Below are 20,040 nucleotides of genomic sequence, written 5' to 3' on the forward strand. Positions count from 1 at the left end.
GCGGTAGCGTTGGTTTTCAAAAAGAACGAAGGTTGGTTTTGCTTTGTTTTTATGATGAAACTCATCGGTGAGCTATCTGACTTATTTTGATTTTGAACGTTGAATCCAGCAATAAGTGTCCATTTTTTGTGTGTAACACTGACGAATATATATTATTAGGTACGAAGTTAAAATAATGACATCAAATTACCTGAAAGTCAGAGACTTTTATTTAAGTGACTATGACGCAACACTTTTTCCAATGGAGACATGTCGCTATATGGTTGAAAAATCAGCTAGCGAAATTTCAGATTACATTTCAAAAATTGGAAACCCTTCTGAGAAACAACACTGCTTTCTCTCTCAAGAAACTGTATATGCATCAAAAACTAAGCACCATTTGAGAAGGACGATAAAGCTTGATCCAGTAGCCGAATATTATTTATATGAAATGGCCTATAAAAATAGGAAGATATTTAGAAAAAGTAATAATCCAAATAGACAGCATTTTGGATATCGCTTTTCCGAAGGTAAAAAAATAGAAATTCACCAAAGTTATAAGGAGTTTATTGATTTAGCTGAGAGGCTGAAATGTGATTTTAAATATCATATAAAGTTTGATATATCTTCATATTTTAACTCAATATATCATCATGATCTATTAAATTGGTTTTCAGCACAAAAAACAACATCAGCTGATATGGAGTTGCTTGGCCAATTTATGAGAGAAATTAATTCTGGTTTCTCAATTGATTTCTTACCTCATGGATTATATCCAACCAAAATGCTAGGTAGTCATTTTTTATCTTATATTGATCATTCTGAACTAATAAAGTGTGAGGCCATGATTAGATTTATGGATGACTTTTTGTTGTTCTCTGATTCAAAAGATATTCTTGTTAAAGATTTTGAGACTATACAAAAATCTCTTGGTCAAAAGTCTTTGAATATCAATTCAGCAAAAACTATATTGTTTGGCGAAGAAGATAATTCAATAAGTAAAGTGGTTGATGAAATTAAAGAACGAGTTATGGGTAAGGTCAATACTGCCACAGGGTCTGGTATTGATTATGAAGTTTATATTCAAGAGCTAAAGGATCTAAACAAGAAAGAAATTGATCATTTATTAAGCTTGGTTTCTGATGACAATATAACAGATGATGAAGTTTCATTAATTATAGATTGTATTTGTGAGCATACGTCTGATTTTAAAGACTATGCTGCTGAATTTATTTATAAATTTCCACACTTATCAAAAAAAATATTCCACAAATGCTCTAGCGTAGAAAACTATGAGGAGCTATCACACTCTTTGCATGAGTTGGTAAAAACTGCAGAATACTTGAACGAGTATCAACTGTTTTGGATAGCTAAGATCACCGAAAAATATCTATTGGATACATCGCCGTGTGGTAAGATATTTGCATTGTTATATGAGCATAAAAATGCAACCACTATATCTAAAGCTAAAATACTTGAGATTCCAGGGGCCAAATATGGAATGCCTGAGTGGAGGGAGATACACCTTAAAAATGGCTCTAGCGGCTGGCTGTCATGGGCTTCTGCTATAGGGATGAGGAATGATACAAAGCAAACAAAAAACTACCTAATGAGCTATTTCTCAAAAGCCAGTAGCATAAACAAACTCATAGCAGATACGGTAACGGCTTCGTAAGCATCATCTAGCAAAATATAGCGGGCATCTTTGGGTTTGCTATATTTCTAATGATATAGAATTAAATTAATACAGAAATATGATGTTTAAATTAATTGATGGCGGTTTGCTATTAGCAATTATAAGTGCAATTCTTTTTTCACTAAGTATTGCTAATTATAATGGATATCTTGTTGGGTTAGGGGTTGAAACTGGTTTTATATTAAGGAACTCATATCAAATTCTCTATAATGCATTGTTTGTTATTTTGCTACCAGTATTGCAAGGAGTACCATTCCTTTTAGGCTCGATAATAGTTTTTAGGTTTGCAGCTACAGTTTACACTTCTCTAATATGCTTTTCATACAATACTAGAAAAAAAGCAGTAATAATTAGGGGTTTTTTTAGGATAAATACTAGAGACAGTAAGTCTGAGGTTTTTGCAAACAAGTTGATTGATAGGTTTTTTCCAAGCTTGATATTCATATTTTTGTTCTTCGGGTCACTTTATTATGCTGAGATTCAGGGAAAGGAGAAAGCAATAAACTTTTTGAAAGAAATCTCAGATACCGGTTACAGTAAGCTAAAGCTTTTAAAGTCAGAAGATTATCCTGATGGTTTGTACGTGATTACTTGTGGAGTAAATAATTGCGCCGCAATTAATGTTGAAAATGAAAGGATTTTATACTTTGAGAATAAGTTAAAGCTTGGTGAGTTTAGTGATAGTCTTAATAAGTTACCTATAGAGTAAAAATATTATAACTTTATTTATATCGCTCTGGGATTTCTCACTCCACTGAGCCTAGTTTAATAGTACCTATTACCCTTTATTTTGATACCATCTACATCGCAAGGAGCAATTTCTGTGCTAGCAATCAGTGAAGTTCAGTTAGAGACTATGAAGTTTAGGAAGCTTATAGAAACTTGTGATAAAGAAAATACCGAGCTGGTTATTGATTGTTTCCCTGTAATGAGCTGTAAGCTTGCATCTATGTTGTTAGCTTACCATTTTTTATCTATATGGTCTGATATTGAAATAAAAGGAGTAAGAGGGGTTTCAGGTAGAGGGGGGGTAATTACTCATTACTGGCTAGAAATTGATGAAATAGTTATAGATATTACAGGCGACCAATACAATATCATCGATGCTAAAGAGCTGACCAAAGCAATAGTTCTGAATCGTCCCTTTGATTCTGTGCATGTTGAATATCGTACTTCAAGCTATTTGTATGATCTATTTAAGATTCGTGAAAAAGAGCTTCTATTGTCTGGTTTTCCTACTATTGGTGATGACTTCATAGAAAGTATGGCTCATGCCCATTGCCAACTTCTTAATCAAGTAAAATGCTCATAACAATCAATTAAAATACATACTATGAAAGGTGCAAATAAGTCTTTTTTTAAAAGTAAACATCTTTAACACCAAAGAGGAGTGAAGTTAAAGTGGACTTTTTTGTACCTTCTATAAGAGTGGTGATCAAGTGTTGATGGTAATGACTCATATATATGTAGGAGCTGCTTTCTGACACTCAATTATCTTTAGATTCTGCAGGTGGTGTAACGATCCTAATACTTGGAGATATGGAACATAGTTCTTAGGCTGGATGTAATAATTGTGATAGTAGAGCTGGCTGGGAAAAGATGACTAGCTTGAAACGAAAGTAATCGTCCCCATAATGCTATGAATAACAATTAATAAATGGAGTTATAAATGAAAAGTCTTCTTGTTAATCCTGGTGATGTTGTAGTAACTGACTTTGGTATTTATCAGCACTGGTCATTTGTCTCAGATACGGTGTGCAGTAGAGGTAAACCGATGCTCATTTCTGCTACAAAGAGAAATGGAACAGTAAAAGAGGAAACTTGGGACACTGTTACTCAAGGAAAAAATACATATATTACTAAAGTTCAGAAAGTTAAGGCTCCTTCGGAAATACTTAACACTGCCAGAAGTCAAATTGGAAAGTGGAAATATTCTGTCGAAAGCAATAATTGTGAGCACTTTGTAAAGTGGGCATCAGGTTTAGAGGTAACATCAGCCCAAGTAGTTAACACTTCAGCTGGGCTAATTACTGGTGCAGTTCTTGTTGGTGTAGTTGCCGAAAATCCAAAGTTTGTGCACTTTTTAGGTGGGGCGCTTCTGGTTGCTGGTATCTTCTTAGCACTTACAAGAGCATCCGAAAAAGTAACAGCTGAATAATCATCTGCGTATAGCTAAGGCTCAAGTTTTTTCCAGATGCCGTCGTTGGCGGTACTGCTTAGCTTGGAGTTATATTTCTCCTTACCTATGAGTAGTGGTCATTTAACTCGGTTAAGGGTGTCGACCAAGTGTCGACACTATAGCGGTATTAAGGGGAGGAATGGGTATTTTCCAAAAATATAACTATTTGATATCGCTATAACTTATTGAAATTTCAGGTGTTTAAAAACCTCTGACTCGGGTTCGAATCCCTCCCTCACCGCCATATTCCCTTCTGTAAGTTCCTGATTTTCCCTTCTAAAATATCCTGTTCTAACGACTGTTGTAATTGTGTGTCCACGATGTGTCGACAGTAAAATCTCTTTGTTCTCCTGTCATAACATGCATCACTTCTGCTCGAATATTGAATGAGAAAAATTCTCTGGTTTCACAGCCTTTATCCGCAGATGTTACGCATGGTTTTTTGAACCACCTTTATACTGACTGACATCAAAATCCACTTCACTTTGGGTTGTTATAGTCAGGGCTGATTCCCCAGTTTGGATTTCTGCCCGGTGTGAATAGTTCACCATACCGGCTTCGCTGCAGCAGACTGGTGTCCGATTACCTCATTGATTCGGAGTGCCCTGTGAACCATTCCCAACCGGCGTTTTCCTTCCGGGACGTGCCTGCACCCAAAAAATGGCTGACGGCCTTTTACCACTTCGCCCGACTGTTTCTCAGTGGTCTGTTTCTTTACGCCGCCCTGAGTAAGTTGACCGATATTGATGCGTTTGCCGAAACTATCTATGCCTTTGGTTTTGTGCCAGAGGGCCTGACCCATCTAACCGCACTAGCTGTTCTTGGTACGGAGATCATGGCAGCAATCCTGCTGATGATGGATCGCCGGGGCGGGCTGCTGCTGATTTTTCTGCTTACCCTGATGTTCCTTCTGGTGCTTGGTTATGGCATTCATGCCGGGCTGGATATTGACTGTGGCTGCTTTGGTGTGGATGACCCGGCAGGTAATGCACTGTCTAGCCTGAGAACATCATTTATCAGAAATATCGGTTTGCTGGGTGTAATGGCGTTTATCCAATGGGCAAGAACGCACCTGAACCTTCACCCAAAACCGTTTGCCTGTTTTCAATAACCATCCGTAGCCAATCGCATAACATCGTATTTATGATCGATTTCTCGGGCGCTCTGGCTGGGCTGGTTGCATCACTGTGCTCTAGCGGCAGGGTACCTGATCATGAAACCCTCGATGCCATGTGGCGGCTACCTGACTGACTCCATGGGGGATAGTATGAAACGTGTAGCCATTTTACTGTCGGCGCTTCTTGTTGTGGCCGGTGCCAGCTACGCCGGTTTGTTTGGCAGTAATAAATACGAAAAAGAGGTAGAGACGGAAACCAGTGCCGTCAACCTAGCTCGGGAAGCAGCCTCCGGCGACTACCTACTGGTAACAACGGCAGAGCTGAAAGCCTGGATGGAGGATGGCAAACCGATGCTGATCATCGATGCCATGCCGCTGGAAGCCAGCTACAACAAAGCGCATATTCCGGGGGCAAAACAGTTTCTGTTTCCCATTCCGGATATGAAAGAGTGGAACGCCGCTGAAACCGAGAACCGTTCACTGGAAGATTACCAGACATTATTGGGTAACGATAAAGAAATACCCATTGTCGTTTACTGCGGATTCGTAAAATGCACCCGCAGCCACAATGCCGCCATCTGGGCGAAAAAACTCGGGTTTAACAACGTCTACCGCTACCCCGGCGGCATCTATGCCTGGCAGGGGGCAGGCTACTCCATTGCCAGTAAATAGTAACCAGTAAGTCACAATGGTACAGGCTATTGGCGCCATTCTGGTGTCGGCCTGTGCCAGAAGTGCTCTGTTAGAAGCAGGCTTCTTTGTTGAGACAAACTCCGAATATAGGCCAAATTGACGCAGATTTATGATTTCTAAAATACGGCTGAGCCCTTATAAACCGTGGGATTATGCTGTAGATAAAAGTCGGTGGAATAATAATTGGGTTTATCTTTCACTTATGAAATTTATTTGATACGTTGGTACATATTTTTTTGTCAGTCATGGTTAATTGCATCGTACAAAAATAATCCTAAAAGTGGTTGCTGAGCTATTTCATAACCTGCTCTCGGATGTCAGTAAAAGGCAGAAGTACAAGTGACGGGCGGTAGCGTGCTTTTTCAATTATCAATATAACTCTATATCGATTGGGCTTCTTGCTCCGGATTGGTGTTTGCCAAAAACATGGGTATCAATCTGAGGGATTTAACATCCTAATGTCCTAACAGTTCTTGGACTACACGGATATCATGACCTGTTTCGAGTAAGCGCGTTGCAAAACTATGACGAAAAGTATGGCTGGTGATTCGCCGGGGGATGCCTGACTCTTTAACTGCTCTTAAGACTTTCCGATAGCTTGAGTTATGCCGGTGATGTCGGCAGATTTGACCTGTGTAAGGGTGTTGACATCGAGAGCTGGAAGGAAAGAGGTATTGCCAGGCAAAGTCTTTAGAAGCTGAACTGAATTTTTCAGTAGTGCAGGTGGAAATGATGCCATACCAAAATCATCATCAATGTCTTTGGCATGTATTTTTTAGCATGCGTGATTTGTTGCTTTATTGATTTAACCAGTTTTATTGGTAGTCGTATTCTTAACGCTTGAAATTTCCAGATAATGTGCATATAACAAGTCATTAAAGCGGGACTGCTAAAGTTTGGCTCGGTTCCACTTCGTTACACAGTTTAGCCAAACATTTATCAGCCCCTTAATGGGGCGTTATATGCACAAGGAAGTCTAGTGAATATACATAAACTTGTATCGTTATTTTTAGCAATAATTTACATGCTGATATTTAATGGTTTCTTTGAATATTATTCTGGATTTAATAACGCTCAAGATTTTGTTGGTTCAGTTCTAACCACTAGAGCAAATGGCGTTTATTATATTTATCTCGCCGCAATTGCTAGCTTATATTTTTTAGTATTTCCTCAACACGCAGCTAGGAAGTTATCACCTTTATCAAAAGGCTTAAAAGAACAAATATTGCCAGCTAATTTTTGGGTTTGTGTAGGTTATTTTTTATCGGTAGTCGTATTCTTAACGCTTGAAGTTTTCAGATAATGTGCATATGACAAGTCATTAAAGCGGGACTGCTAAAGTTTGGCTCGGTTCCACTTCGTTACACAGTTTAGCCAAACATTTATCAGCCTCTTAATGGGGCGTTACATACTCGAATTACCCACGAATACCGCAAACTTATTATTGAGTTTTATTAAAGATATCAATAATAGGCATCCAGTTTTTGCAGGCAACGCTATTTGTATACTGAATGTATTTGCAATGAAGTTAGAGGTCTGTGTAAAGCAGAACCTAACAGGTTGTTTCAATAACATAAGGGATAACAATGACTGGCCAATACCAATTTATCGGTAACGAAAGCAATGGGCTGTTATTAAAAGGCTCGATTCCTGCCGGTAAAGCAGTTGAATTGGCCGGAAAGGACTTCCATTTTGCAACGTCCAACATGGAAGGGTATGTTCGCTGTGCCCTAATGGTTGTGCAGATTGACGATATTATCCCCTGGAAACTCCGTCTGTTTAAAACCTCATACCCAGAAGCGGTCTGGTTACTGGATTTTGGTAACGGTGAATTCATGGCGGTAAAAGCGCATAGCATTCCCCGTATGGTCAACATCCTGAGGCTTTTCGATAATTACAATACGGTCTCTGGGCAGATGGCTCTGTCAAAAAACGGTGATAGCGCTACGGTTGCTGTCGTTTCAAAGGACGGTCGCTTTAACGTTGAGCTTAATGGCTCAATTCAGGGGGACACTACGCTGATTAATAAGCTGTGGACTCGCAATAAAAAAGGGAAGTATTACCGTATTCCATGGGGAGCCTCTGATTGTGATGTTATTTCGCGAATGAACTGTGAGGTCACAGTCGGTGATTTGGGTGCACAGGTGTTTGGCGATCAGGTCGTGTGGGATAACGATGCTGTCTACTTCACTAATCGTACTCACTTATGTGGCCCATCCTACGCTCAGGAGCCTGTGCAGTCGTCTAACTGTTAATGCAGGCGAAGGTCTCTCTTCTGAATGCGGTACGTCAATCACAAGCCAGACATCACCAGTGATTGCGCTGATTCAAACTCATCCCCCTATACCTTCTATCAAGCCTTTTCTCCTGCCTGACTTACGTCTACAACACTCTTATTTTTTACTACCGCTTTGATGACAAACTCACTCAATGCAAGAACCGCATCGGGTTCAGGCACTGTTGTATTTGTATTGATAACCGCCCTGTCCAGGTAACTTCGCTGTAAGGTATAGATAATTCCGGCGGTGTGAGCTGTATTCATTGCCCGATCGAATACGTTGTGGGCGATGCCATCCTTGAGAATTGCCATGATCCGATTGCGCCAGCGGCGTCGAAGTCGGCGAAATAGCGGCTGATAGCGTGTTAAGGTTTCGGTGTCACCGGTGAGCAGTGTCTGTAAAACGGGCTTGTTGCGCAGAATATCAAATGGCACGCAGATCAGGCTTTGCAGGTCCGCTGTCGGGTCGTCCTTATGAGTAGCAATGTGTGCGCTTTCTTCCAGCCATTGCGATAGCTCCCTGCGTAACGTGGCTTCATAGAGTGCCTGTTTGTTTTTATAGAAGCAGTAAATCAGTCCTTTCGATACTCCAGCATCCTGTGCAATGTCATCCATGGATGCACTCTGGTAACCGAAACGGGCAAACCGATGGCTGGCGGCCTGCAAAATGCGCTGATGACGGATTTCACTCTGCTGCTGTCGTTTGTTCATGAGGTTATTTTCCTCCTTTTCCTTCCCTCATCCTTTGGCTCTCACTCTGAAGGACGCCTCACGTTACCTCGAACCGTCGCTAGAGTATAGGTTCAGGGTTTCAATCGCGTCTGGAAAGTAAGCACCCGGTAATATCGGCCTCTGACCCTGTGTAGCCCCTATACTTTGTGTGGTTACCACATCACACATTTGGTGTATGGAGGCCAGATATGCCTGAGAACCCCTACCTTACTGGTAACTACGCCCCCGTTGATGATGAATTAACGACATTTGACCTGAAAGTTACCGGCTCTATTCCCCCGGAGTTGAATGGCAGCTTATTGCGTATTGGCCCAAACCCGATAAATCCTGATCCTGATGACTACTTCTGGTTTCTCGGAAATGGCATGGTTCATGGCTTATGCCTTCAGGAAGGGCGTGCAACGTGGTATCGCAGCCGATATGTGCGGGATGACCAGGTCGTGGCAGCCAAACAATGGCCACCGGTGGCAGGGCCGGATAATCCTTTACAATTACTCGGTGGCATTGTGAACACCAATATAATCGCTCATGCCGGAAGGTTATGGGCACTGGTTGAAGCGGGCAACCTGCCGGTTGAACTGGATAGTGAGCTTGAAACCGTGGCCAGAACGAATATGGGCGGCACCTTGCCCGGTGGGTTTACTGCTCATCCTCACCTTGATCCGGAAACGGGTGAGCTGCATGCTGTCGTTTATTCCCTGTTCTGGACGCATATTCAGTATCTGGTCGTTGGTACTGATGGCTGTGTGCGAAAATCCATCAATATCCAGCTGCCGGGTTTGCCCATGATTCATGACTGCATGTTCACCAGGCACTACGTCATTCTGCTCGACCTGCCGGTGGTCGCTGATGAATCCATACCGGTAAGCAGTGGTGCGCTGCCATTTCGATGGAGACCCGGCTATGGTGCCAGAGTTGGCTTGCTTCCCAGGGAGGGTACGCCGGAGCAGATATCCTGGCATGAGCTTGAGCCCTGTTATGTGTTCCATATCATGAACGGTTTCGAGGATGATCAGGGCCGAGTCATACTGGATGTGGTTCGTCACAGCAGTTTTTTCGATGTGAGCAGTCAGGGGGAAGGGAATAGCAGACCGCCGACTCTGGTGCGCTGGACCATCGATCCTCAACAGACAACCGTTCAGGAGCAGTGCCTGGATGATCGCCCCCAGGAGTTCCCTAGGATTGATGAACACCTGACCGGAAAACCCTACCGTTATGGTTACACCTCACCATTGCCCACGATTCCTGAAATCGGATTGACAAAGTACGATCTGAAGACCGGCCGTTCTGAAACTCACCTTGAAGGTAAGTACCGGACCTTTCTTGAGCCGGTATTTGTTCCCTGTGCTCGCCATGCCACTGAAGATGATGGCTGGGTTATGGCGTTTGTTTACGATCAAGAAAAAAACAGCAGTGATGTGGTGATTATCCAGGCCCGGGACTTTGCCTCTGAGCCGGTGGCCGTGATCCATCTTCCACGGCGTGTACCTTTTGGCTTCCATGGGAACTGGGTACCTTCGTCGTCTTTCGGATAGTCTTTCCTACGGTTTCGCTGACTTTTCAATATTTCATAGTCACTGAGTGCCATCTACTATCGATCGTGCATGTCCGGCATGGTTCCGGGTATTGGCATGGATAATAAATGGAGGTTGGTATGGGACAGTGGACGAAAGAGCATCTTCTTGATGCCTGGCAGCACTACGAAGCGGTGGTGGAGCGGTGTGGTAAAAGCAATGACTGGAACGACTACGCAGACCTGTTTACGGAAGATGGCCGTTATGTCGACGATGTCGACCCCGATCGAAACAGACGGGAAGAGATCCGGGATTGGATTACTGGTATCTACACTAACCCGGTTGCCAGGGCGGTAAGAACCTTTGTGACCAAGTGGTTTATTGTGGATGAAGAAAGAGGCTGGGTGATAGCGGAGTTTGACAATATCTGGGACGACCCGGGTAATGGCCAGGTGTTCAGCTTCCGCAATTACACGCTGATGAAATACGCCGGTGATTATCAATGGTACTTTCAGGAGGATCAGTACAATCCTCAGAAGCGAATGGAAGCCGGTATGGGGTGGATGCAGGCACGTCAGGCGGTGAAAAAGAGTGTGAAGGAAATAGTTTCATAGTTTATTGGCCCAAGTCAGCGATTTTATGATGCTGGGTTTCAAACTGGTTTTAGGTAAGGTGAGCCAAGGGACAGGTCATTGCGTTAGTGCGTGCCTTCATGATCCTTACCTCTTTTTGAATGTAATCAGCCTGGGAGTGGCGGTAGTTCGAGGTGAAATTTTTTTGTCCTCGGTGACAATCGATTTTTGAAATAGAATGATATTATTTAAAAATGCATGAATTAAAAAGTCAGGTGTTTTATAAGTGTTTAATAAATTTTGTTCTGTCTCAAAGAAAGAAAAATAGCCAGGTGAATTCAATTAAATTGATCAATGTTGCCAGGTTATTAGTCGTGTCGTTATGTATCCAATAGGTGCCTGATACACAGTTTATTAAGCTATTCTGAACTCAGGCTTTGATTCTTATCATATGTTACCCATGATGCCTTGAACTATTAAACGATGGCTTTGCCATTATACCCTCTTTGGGGAACGTTGATGTTATACAATGAAATGATCCCTCAAGCTCGTTTGATAACTTCTTGCTTCTACTGGTAACTACTTTGAACCCTAGTTTTTTGTAAATCTGTTTTGCTTCTTCATCGGTTGGCTGGTCGAAAGTGGGCATGAATAGTGTATTTCTGACAATTACAGAGTTTACATAGGTTTCATATTCATTTTCCGGTTGTGGTAACAGTGTGACGGTATATCCCAGTTTCTCGAAACGTTGCTGATAGGCAGGCTGATCGGTGACGACATTGTTTGAATCAATAAACTTTACTACTTCATCGGTGTGCCCTACACCTGCTATGTGCTCAAGCCGAATCGTTGTGTTGCAGCCATAGTAATGACTGTAAATACGGTCAGGTATCATCTGGGTGTCTTCATTGTTCACGACAACACAGTTGCCCTTGCTGTCGGCCATGAAGTTACCTCCTATAACATCGTAGTGTGGCTGAGAGACTAATTCTGCATCCAGAAAATGGGCTAAAGCCTCATCTGGCTGAAAAAATGGATTCTTACCGCTGATGAGCTTCAGCTCTCCGGTTTTACCAATGACAGGGATGGGAAGGTTATCCCGGGCCCATAAAAGGTTTTTCCCCCCTCGCGGAACGTGCAGTACATGCAAGCGTTCGTCACCAACCAGTGGCCCGTAGTTAGCGCGAATATGATCGGTACGGTCAGCAGTGGTGTAAACAACCAAATCAACACCGTTGGGAAGTTTGCGTGCAAGTTTACGCTTCATTCCTCTTGCCTCATAGGTCGGCTCATCACTCACCGTATCATCACTGAAAAACAAGTATCTGGTGTTTTTTTCATATTCCGCCCAGGGGCGGCCTTCTACCTGTACCGTATCCTGATCAATCTCAGGAACCTGCTCCGACTCACCGTAAATCTGTCGAAGCAGTTCAAGGTATCGTGCTCTGTCAGCATCAGGATCCAGCTCACTATTACCTGATGTGGATACTTCCACCGGTTGCTCAGTGGTCGCTGCTGTTGTGGATGCTTTCACCTCTTTTTCATGAGTGGCTGTTGTTGTGGTTACTTTTAGCTCCTGCTCAGGAGTGGTTGTCTTTGCAGATACTTTCATTTCTTGCTCATCACTGGTTGGTGTGGAGACCTCAACTCCATTATCCCAGGGGTGCATTTTTCTGGTTGCCCATTGACTGACATGTTCTGAATCTTCGCTTAAGGCATCAAAAATAAAGGCTTCTGTTGTTGGGGGAATCCATGGTGGTAATCCTTCTGTGGTTTTTATTGAATGAGTGACTGGAAGAGGAGGTGTTGTTCTTGCCGTTCGATCAGCCAATGGTGTACTCGAAGACTCTTTAACCCCATTCCCGGCTTGGTGTATTCCAACAGTGTACCCTGCTCCAAAACCTGCACTAACTAACCCTAAACCAGCAAAACCCCAAGCCAGGGAGGATTTCGCAGGGCACTTACTGATAATCCAGTGACCGAAGCGGGAACAATACCCTTGGTCTGCACTGCTTTGCTGAGGCTCTACGTCAATGGTGATAGCCGGGGGAGTAATGAAGCTTGTTGTCTCACAGTTACTCATGCCATTTGCCAAATGTAATGTACGAATTGTTTAAAGGCTTTAAGTTACCTTGGTTCCAAAAAAGCCTCAGCGGTTCAGCTTTATCAAGGGTAAATATATCTGGTTTTGATATAGAGTCAGCACCTTAGAAGTCGGTTTGCTCTTAAGAAGTTTACATATCCAATTATCTCTAATTTTAGCTTTCGAAGTTGAATCAATCATCGAAACAGTAAGTGGCTTCATTCTGTTTGAAAACAGCTGGTAAGGAAAATTACCTGTTATTCACGCTTAGAAGAAATACTACTGATTAATCATGAAAAATACCTGAACACAGGATAGCCTATTTTTTATTTTTACTTTATTGTAATCAAAACCGATTTTTCTTCGTCTTCAATAGTAAAGGGAAAAAATAACTATAAACTGATGATTGTGGAAGTTCGTTCCATTCAGCTGGGTAAAGTGACAGGCTATCTTTCTCACCTGGGTTTTTCATTGATAAAGTTTAAATACTTGGTAGGCCGTCAGTGGGAGTTGCTGGGCGGTCGTTATTGCAGTCTTCAGGGTAAGCTTGCGGCGCAGCTGAAATTGCGTAACCGGTCTGATAACCGCATCTATACTTTCTACCAGTCCTTACTGCCAGAGCCGATGACTGATTTCAGCAAGCATGAAGGGTATGTGGATGGTATTAAGATTTCTCGCTGGCAGAAGAATGATCTGTTGCCTGGACTTGTCGGGCAGTCTGTCCATTGAGCCCTCGGGTGGCTCGTAAAGCCGCCTTCCAGCTTCGTTGAACTGGTTTTGATGTAGAACCAATACACCTGTACCAGTTCGCCTTGTGGAATACGGCTTTACGAGCCACTGAGTTTGGAGCCTTATGTCAACAGAATCTGGGGTGAGAATCCCTTCTTTATTTCCAATAGGGTGAACTATCAAGCTCATTAGCAAGATGCTTTCTGATTTCACTGAGCTCTTGGTAATCAAAAAGATTTGAAGCTTCTAATTCTCTCATGACTTCTCTGGATTCTTTATTATCAAATATTGATAACTTAAGTCCACTTTCTTGAAACCTGGTTTTGATCAACTGAAATAATCTTTCCTGCTTCTCACGTAATTCAAAAACTTCATCTGAAACTTCATTTTCATTGGTTCTTGAGGAGTTTAAAAGAGCATTCATCTCAGCGTCTACCTCAGGATCATTTTGGTTAGTTCCAGAAACCTTGTCATCAGGTGATATTGAAATTTCCTTGTTAATAGTTCGATTATACACTTTTTTAGCTTCGTAAAAATGTTGCAGCGTTTTCGGTGAATGTGTCTGGCTTCCCTTTCGTAAATTTAAGTATTCAGCATTAGTGATGGTCTTACCCTTAAAAAATGCAATGAATGCTTTTTTAAACCCAAGACCTTCTTCTTTTACAAATCGAGCAGAATCCATCCATTTTAATTGAAATGATTCCCCAGAGCATGTGATTGACATGGCAAAATTCCCTTTTTGTCAATGGATTAAGTGGTTCTAAATTAACATTATATAATGTTATTGTGATATTGGACTTATGATATACGGTCTAATTTATTGCTGAGAGATTATAATTATTTGTTTTTGTTCGTTTTTTATGATGTATGAGCAGTTTTCCATAGCCTGAATTATTAATGGGGAAATATGAATTTCTCTATATAAAGCTATCAATATTCTGAGAATGAATAAAACATGCAATAAATAAGAGGGTGATTTAATACGTTACCAATTTTGTGTTTAACTATTTGATTTCATTAGTTTAGAGTGAGTCGGATATAGGGAGCTAAATCTTCTCTCAATGCTGTATTTTTTGTCTAATTTATTGTTTTTTCTATTGTTACATCTCTTTCCGATGTGCTCAGAAAGTGTCTGTTTTGTTTAATCTCTGTAGGTCTAATTTCCAGTAGATTATTCCATGCTACATAGAGTTGCCTTGATCCAGGGTGGCTCACTGCCCTATTACCAATCCTAATTAGTTAGATTCTGATTTCTGATCTTGATTTATTCAGCAATGGCTGGGGATGGCAGTATGCCTAATGCATATTTATAAAAAATGAACTTTCCAATTCAAAAATTGACTAATAAGTTAGTACGTTGATACCTGCTTTTTTTCTTATTCATAATCATGAATAGAGAGGTTTTATTTTCTTGAAGTGAATATTTGGCATACAACAATCTAATAAGTAAAAAATGCTAATAATGGAGGTGGTATTAAAATGGAATCTGTGACAATTAATTTTAACCCTACTCAAAAACAAACTCACAATAGTTCGACTTGTAATGCATTAGGTAGAGCTGCAAAGTGCTTTGGCAGAAATGTATGCAAAATAGCGGTTGCCGTACCGTATGTTTTGTATCATGCCTTTAGCATAGGTACTGAAGCATTGTGTGGTGCGGGTGGTGCCGTCGTTGGTGCTGTAAGAGGCGGAGCTGTTAAGCTTGCAAGGGCTATTGGAGCGAAGCTTAACTTGTGTAAGAAATCAACACGGCCACTTTCAGACTACGTAATAAAAGACTTCCATCGAGGCGCTAATATTGGCTGGTTTCCCGGTCAGGTTATTGGTGTGGTTGGGTCGGCAGTGACTTCAGCTGGGATACTCTTGAATCCGGTCTCACTGGGTGTTGGAGGAACGGTTCTTGGTGCATACAGCCTTATTGAGGGCGTGGTTACCTATAACCAGCTTAAAAAGACAGGACACTCTTCTGCTGAGCAGGATTCTAAAAATGTCTTGAGAGATATCCGCCGGGAATGTCGAGATATACATGATTGGCTTTATGGTGATAAAAAGCTTTAATGCTCCACCCTGACGTTATCAAGCATTCTGTCAGATCTAATCTGGAGTGCTGTGATAGGTCAGGGTTTCTCGACTTTCCCAGATACTCCTGTGTATATTTTCCGCTTAGTAGGCGTGCATTGCTGTTCAAAGAGCTTTATCCCGCGAGATTTATGCTTCCTGCTACAGTGAACTTTTAATCAGATAATGCAACCTGAGATTGTCGCCCAAAATATAATCATTCAGAGATATAGCTGATCACACATATTGTTTACTGCTATAAATGAGTAATCAACTTTTATTGTGTTGCACTGATGGGGAAATAATGTCTGATAAAAAAGTGATGGTCAGTGCCTGTTTGTTGGGTGAACAGTGCCGGTTTGATGGTGGTACCTGTACGAATCAGGAATTAAAAGAAGATCTTGAGGGTGTTGAGCTCATTTCGGTATGTCCGGAAGAGATGGGTGGGTTAGCAACCCCGAGGCCCAGGGCCAGAATTGTCGGTAAGGATGGCTCTGCGGATGGGGTAGATGTATTGAATGGCGAAGCTGATGTCCTTACTCACGAGGGTAACGATGTGTCAGATGCGTATATTCGGGGTGGTATGAAGACACTGGACCTGGCTAAGTCATCTGGAGCTGGGCTGGCGATTTTAAAGAGTAACAGTCCATCTTGTGGTTGCGGCAAGGTGTTCACCGAAGACTTTCAGAACCTTAGAGAAGGCGATGGAACGACTACTGCAATTCTGAAAAACGCCGGTATTCATGTGGTGAATGATGTTGATTATCATGAAGCTCTGGATCAGTACAAAGAGAAGTAGGCAAACCTACAGAACCGTAGCTGGGCTTATCTACAATGTTAAGCTTAAGCTGGTTAATCCCTGGTAAGTCAGTACACACATAAATACAGAGAGTACATAGCGAATGATAACCCTGTAGCGTTCGGCATTTATTCGGGTCTGTAACCGGAAGCCTGCAAACAGACCAGCACAAGCTACCACTGTTATCAGCGTTAATGGTATTAGCTCTATTTCATCAGGTGCCAGGTGCGTTGATAGTATGATCAATTGCATGAATTTACTGAGCAGAAAACAGATATTTGAAACAATAATTATTTCTTTTGATGATTTGGTGACCTCCAGTAAATAGATCATCAGGATAGGGGCAACAGCATTGGTTGCGCCACCAATCATACCGGCAAATGACCCCATCACGATGGGAAACAGGATTGGATGATCCGATAAGGCTGAAAAATACTTTTTGATACTGCTTGAGAACAGGTAGATAAAGATGGATGCTGCAAGCAGAAGCTTCAGCAGGTCTGGGTTGGCCCAGGTGAGAGCCCAGGCTCCCAGTAAACTGCCAAGGGTTGTAACAATAATAATTAAGCCATATTGTCGAACTGTGCCTTTTATATTTCTGCAGTTACACAGGCTAAGTGTAATCACCACCAGTGATGGGATCATTGTGAGCAGTACTGCTGTCTTTAAATCGTAGGCGAGAGCCAGTACTGGTGTGGAGAGCATGGGAAACCCAAACCCCAATGCTCCATGCACAGTACCTGCCATTAAGATTAACAGCAGGCCAATGATCATTAATTCCATTGCCATGTTCTAACTGGCCTTTAGCATTGGTGGCATATTGAATCGTATCCGCTTCAGATGTCTGTTTTTTTCTTTTATTTTGGTTCTGGCATCAAGATACCGGCGGTTATCTAATAATAAAATCTGCTGGTCTTCAAGGCTTAGTTTTAACATGTTTTAAGGTAATTAGAGTTGAAGCGCTAACTCTGCCAGTGCTTTCAGTTCATCATTTGAGCAATAACGCCTTTCAATAATATCATGTCGATACCTGAAAGCAGGCAACAGTGAAAGTTTAATGCTCACTACTTTTCTGCTTTGATACACAAGTTTCCAAACTGAAAACATAAAGCGCTATAGTGCTTGTAATTTCATTAAGCAATAACAGTGCCAAAAATTAAAAATAATAATAGGGTAGGATTTAACTGGATAATTTGTATTTGATTATTTTTCCGATAACACTGGGAGTCATCAATACTGCCGGGCTTTTTAAAAAAGAGAAGGCGTTAATAAAGCGTTGATGAATATCCTCGTCTTTAGCAGCCAGTTTCATAACGGCTTTGGTATATCCATTTATGATTCCAATGCCCAGCGGCTTTTTCCCTGTTGTTCCTGTATGCATAAAGTCTGGACTGGCAGCCATCAGCCATGGCAAAAGTTTTGACTGACTGATCTTTCTCTGTAACTGCCCAATGTGTTTTGCAGTCGGGTTGATCTCCCTCTGCTTCAGAAAAAGCTCAAGCTTTTTCAGGTCAAGCAGCATCATGGTGATACCCTGGCCGTAGATTGGGTTAAAACTGCAGACGGCATCGCCTATCACCAAAAAGTTATCTGGCCACGGTTTAATATGGTCGAATCTACGCCATAAACTGCCGGGGCACCGGTAGTTCATTGTTTCACTGACAGCAGTGGCCTGTTGTAAAACGTCATACAGGTCTGGCTGAGGAAGCGATTGCGCGTACTCCATGAAACCATCCATATCGATGGGAGCCGCTTCACCATTGATACCGATTAATGTTGCCATCCATTCACCATTACCAATGGGATAGATCAGGCCTCCTCTGGAGGTCAGCGGTGGCTCGGGATAAATGGCAAGTACTTTCCAGTCCAGAGTCTTTATCAGGCTTTCTGGAAGTTTGAAGCGCGATGTAGTGTATGAAAGGTGAGCACGGACCTCGTCTTCTCTGATATGGGTGATATTTGCTTCACTGAGCCATTTGGGGGTATGGGTTCCCCGGCCAGAGGCATCAATGATCAGGTCAGCTTCCAATGCATTTATTTCCTTTTTATCCGTGCCAGTCTGGTAACGTACACCGTTGATGTGGCTGCCTTCTTCAGCCACCATAAGCCCAGTAACACGGGATCTGCTGTTCAACAGAATGTTGTCGACCGAGAGCAGGTCCTGACGAACACGCCACTCAAACTGTGAACGGTGACACCAGCCCATATTCACACCGGAGTGAAATCGCTTTTTCCAGACACCAAACTGAAACCATTTCAGGTCTTCAGCCGCATCTGCCGGATAGATGCCATATTCCCGAGGGTTGAGTTCAGGGGAGTCTAAGAGCTGTTTCAGTATTTCCATACCACTGGGCAATAGAACGTGAGAGTGTGGCCCCTGGCCAACCCCTTTATGGAGGCCGTTCTCGCTGTTGAGCGTATCCTTTTCCAGAATGACCACTTCCCGGAAAAAGGGTGACAGGGTTTTCGCTGTCATCAAACCCGCGACACTTCCACCAATCACCACTGCTCTTTGCATAAGCCTTGTCTCACTATCTCCCGAATGGTTCTATTACCATGATGCATAACGGTAAAAAATCAAGCCGCTGCTTTTTATTGACCGGCATGGTTTTGAATCTTTTCCCTTAACCACTGGTGAGCAGGACTGTAGTCCGTTCTTGAGTGCCAGATCATCACGTGCTCAATCGGCAGGGTTTCAAAGGGTTGCTCAATAACCTGCAGATTAAACAGTGGCGCGTACCGGCTGGCCAGGCTCCGTGATGTGCTGCCGATGCTGTCTGAGCTGGAAACCAGAGCCAGCATGGACATCAGGGAGTCGCATTCGGCGCTGATTTTCCGGGGTTTCAGTGGTGTTTTGGTGAAGTAGTCAGCGGCGTACATATTGCTTCTACGTAAACGAATAGTGACGTGTTTTTCCTGGTAGTACTGCTGCTCAGTCAGTGCCCTGTTTATTCGCGGATGATCTTTTCTGGCAACGATGACGATTTCATCCTGAATGATGGGATGACTTTTATAGGAAAGGCTCTGGTGGCCTTTCACATCCAGAGCCAGATCGGCTTTCTGCATGCTCAGGGCCTGTAACATCTCTTCTTCATGACTGGGAGCGATGACAAATTCAACATTAACGTTGCCCATGGTGGTGTCACGCTCAATCTCCGGGTGAAAGTGCAGAAGCGCCATTTCGTTACAGAGCACTTTGAAGGTGCGAGGCTGCTGTGGATCGAACTGTTTTATATTGCTGATGGCGTTACTGACATTATTCAGGGCCGGTGAGATCTCACCTGCCAGCTGCACGGCAATATGAGTAGGGGATATCCCACGGCCTTCCCTGACAAACAGCTCTGCGCCTAACTGTTGCTGCAGGCGTTTAAGGGCTCCACTGACACCAGGCTGCGTCATCTCCAGGGCATCGGCTGCCAGCGTAATAGAGCCCAGGCGATAGACTTCAAGGAAAACCGAAAGCAGGTTCAGGTCAAGGGAAGCGGCTGTTTTTGTAATCACAATACATAACCATTCGTGATGTTTTGAATAAACATTACTTTATTTTTTGTTATGAGTCTTGCCCATAAACTGGCTTCAACAAAACGACAGATGTTTCAGACATTAAAAAA

General features: G+C 42.6%; 20 protein-coding genes. 13 read left to right on the forward strand and 7 right to left on the reverse strand.

Annotated elements, in window-relative coordinates:
• The first annotated feature begins 175 nt into the window (after positions 1-175).
• The 6 genes from drt5 to GV64_RS04560 all read left to right on the forward strand — a co-directional run bounded on the left by drt5 (position 176) and on the right by GV64_RS04560 (position 5,643).
• Positions 176-1,654: an antiviral reverse transcriptase Drt5 gene (drt5, locus tag GV64_RS04535; protein ID WP_026258495.1), complete on the forward strand. Its 1,479-nt coding sequence runs from the start codon at positions 176-178 to the stop codon at positions 1,652-1,654.
• Between the two features lie 82 nt (positions 1,655-1,736).
• A complete protein-coding gene (locus GV64_RS04540; protein WP_020584101.1) occupies positions 1,737-2,384 on the forward strand; it encodes a hypothetical protein in 648 nt (215 codons plus the stop codon).
• Between the two features lie 114 nt (positions 2,385-2,498).
• Positions 2,499-2,987 carry a hypothetical protein gene (locus tag GV64_RS04545; RefSeq protein WP_020584100.1) on the forward strand — a complete coding sequence of 163 codons (489 nt, stop codon included), beginning with the start codon at positions 2,499-2,501 and terminating at the stop codon, positions 2,985-2,987.
• A 357-nt stretch (positions 2,988-3,344) separates the two neighbouring features.
• Complete coding sequence (locus GV64_RS04550) at positions 3,345-3,833, forward strand: lecithin retinol acyltransferase family protein (protein WP_020584099.1); 489 nt, start codon at positions 3,345-3,347, stop codon at positions 3,831-3,833.
• Positions 3,834-4,461: 628 nt separating this feature from the next.
• On the forward strand, positions 4,462-4,965 hold the full coding sequence (locus GV64_RS04555) for a MauE/DoxX family redox-associated membrane protein (protein ID WP_157237091.1): 504 nt from the start codon (positions 4,462-4,464) through the stop codon (positions 4,963-4,965).
• Positions 4,966-5,067: 102 nt separating this feature from the next.
• Positions 5,068-5,643: a rhodanese-like domain-containing protein gene (locus GV64_RS04560; RefSeq protein ID WP_020584096.1), complete on the forward strand. Its 576-nt coding sequence runs from the start codon at positions 5,068-5,070 to the stop codon at positions 5,641-5,643.
• A gap of 476 nt (positions 5,644-6,119) precedes the next feature.
• Here the strand turns inward: GV64_RS04560 and GV64_RS26170 are convergent, their stop codons facing one another.
• Positions 6,120-6,398 (reverse strand): tyrosine-type recombinase/integrase, encoded by a 279-nt coding sequence (locus tag GV64_RS26170; RefSeq protein ID WP_081622207.1) that lies wholly within the window; start codon positions 6,396-6,398, stop codon positions 6,120-6,122.
• Positions 6,399-6,643: 245 nt separating this feature from the next.
• Between GV64_RS26170 and GV64_RS04565 the strand changes: the two genes are divergently transcribed.
• Both GV64_RS04565 and GV64_RS04570 read left to right on the forward strand, forming a co-directional pair.
• Positions 6,644-6,967 (forward strand): hypothetical protein, encoded by a 324-nt coding sequence (locus tag GV64_RS04565; protein ID WP_026258493.1) that lies wholly within the window; start codon positions 6,644-6,646, stop codon positions 6,965-6,967.
• 283 nt (positions 6,968-7,250) lie between these two features.
• A complete protein-coding gene (locus tag GV64_RS04570) occupies positions 7,251-7,919 on the forward strand; it encodes a hypothetical protein (RefSeq protein WP_020584095.1) in 669 nt (222 codons plus the stop codon).
• Positions 7,920-8,017: 98 nt separating this feature from the next.
• Here GV64_RS04570 and GV64_RS23585 read toward each other — a convergent pair whose 3' ends face one another.
• Entirely contained in the window at positions 8,018-8,653 is a 636-nt protein-coding gene (locus GV64_RS23585; protein ID WP_020584094.1) for a TetR/AcrR family transcriptional regulator, read from the reverse strand.
• A 209-nt stretch (positions 8,654-8,862) separates the two neighbouring features.
• Between GV64_RS23585 and GV64_RS04580 the strand changes: the two genes are divergently transcribed.
• Complete coding sequence (locus tag GV64_RS04580) at positions 8,863-10,209, forward strand: carotenoid oxygenase family protein (protein ID WP_020584093.1); 1,347 nt, start codon at positions 8,863-8,865, stop codon at positions 10,207-10,209.
• 119 nt (positions 10,210-10,328) lie between these two features.
• Positions 10,329-10,802, forward strand: coding sequence for a hypothetical protein (locus GV64_RS04585; protein ID WP_026258492.1), 474 nt, complete (start codon positions 10,329-10,331; stop codon positions 10,800-10,802).
• Positions 10,803-11,214: 412 nt separating this feature from the next.
• Here GV64_RS04585 and GV64_RS04590 read toward each other — a convergent pair whose 3' ends face one another.
• A complete protein-coding gene (locus GV64_RS04590; protein ID WP_020584091.1) occupies positions 11,215-12,843 on the reverse strand; it encodes an agmatine deiminase family protein in 1,629 nt (542 codons plus the stop codon).
• A gap of 402 nt (positions 12,844-13,245) precedes the next feature.
• Here GV64_RS04590 and GV64_RS04595 point away from each other — a divergent pair, with 402 nt between their 5' ends.
• Entirely contained in the window at positions 13,246-13,572 is a 327-nt protein-coding gene (locus tag GV64_RS04595) for a hypothetical protein (protein ID WP_020584090.1), read from the forward strand.
• Between the two features lie 157 nt (positions 13,573-13,729).
• Here GV64_RS04595 and GV64_RS04600 read toward each other — a convergent pair whose 3' ends face one another.
• Positions 13,730-14,296, reverse strand: a complete 567-nt coding sequence (locus GV64_RS04600) for a hypothetical protein (protein WP_152553921.1) — start codon at positions 14,294-14,296, stop codon at positions 13,730-13,732.
• 755 nt (positions 14,297-15,051) lie between these two features.
• Between GV64_RS04600 and GV64_RS04605 the strand changes: the two genes are divergently transcribed.
• A complete protein-coding gene (locus GV64_RS04605; protein WP_152553922.1) occupies positions 15,052-15,630 on the forward strand; it encodes a hypothetical protein in 579 nt (192 codons plus the stop codon).
• Positions 15,631-15,934: 304 nt separating this feature from the next.
• Complete coding sequence (locus GV64_RS04610) at positions 15,935-16,429, forward strand: DUF523 domain-containing protein (protein ID WP_020584087.1); 495 nt, start codon at positions 15,935-15,937, stop codon at positions 16,427-16,429.
• Positions 16,430-16,459: 30 nt separating this feature from the next.
• Here GV64_RS04610 and GV64_RS04615 read toward each other — a convergent pair whose 3' ends face one another.
• The 3 genes from GV64_RS04615 to GV64_RS04625 form a co-directional block, all read right to left on the reverse strand.
• Entirely contained in the window at positions 16,460-17,218 is a 759-nt protein-coding gene (locus GV64_RS04615) for a sulfite exporter TauE/SafE family protein (RefSeq protein ID WP_020584086.1), read from the reverse strand.
• A gap of 391 nt (positions 17,219-17,609) precedes the next feature.
• Positions 17,610-18,947 carry an NAD(P)/FAD-dependent oxidoreductase gene (locus tag GV64_RS04620; protein WP_020584084.1) on the reverse strand — a complete coding sequence of 446 codons (1,338 nt, stop codon included), beginning with the start codon at positions 18,945-18,947 and terminating at the stop codon, positions 17,610-17,612.
• Positions 18,948-19,021: 74 nt separating this feature from the next.
• Complete coding sequence (locus GV64_RS04625) at positions 19,022-19,930, reverse strand: LysR family transcriptional regulator (RefSeq protein WP_020584083.1); 909 nt, start codon at positions 19,928-19,930, stop codon at positions 19,022-19,024.
• Positions 19,931-20,040: the final 110 nt, after the last annotated feature.

Source organism: Endozoicomonas elysicola (genome assembly GCF_000710775.1).
Classification (GTDB): domain Bacteria; phylum Pseudomonadota; class Gammaproteobacteria; order Pseudomonadales; family Endozoicomonadaceae; genus Endozoicomonas; species Endozoicomonas elysicola.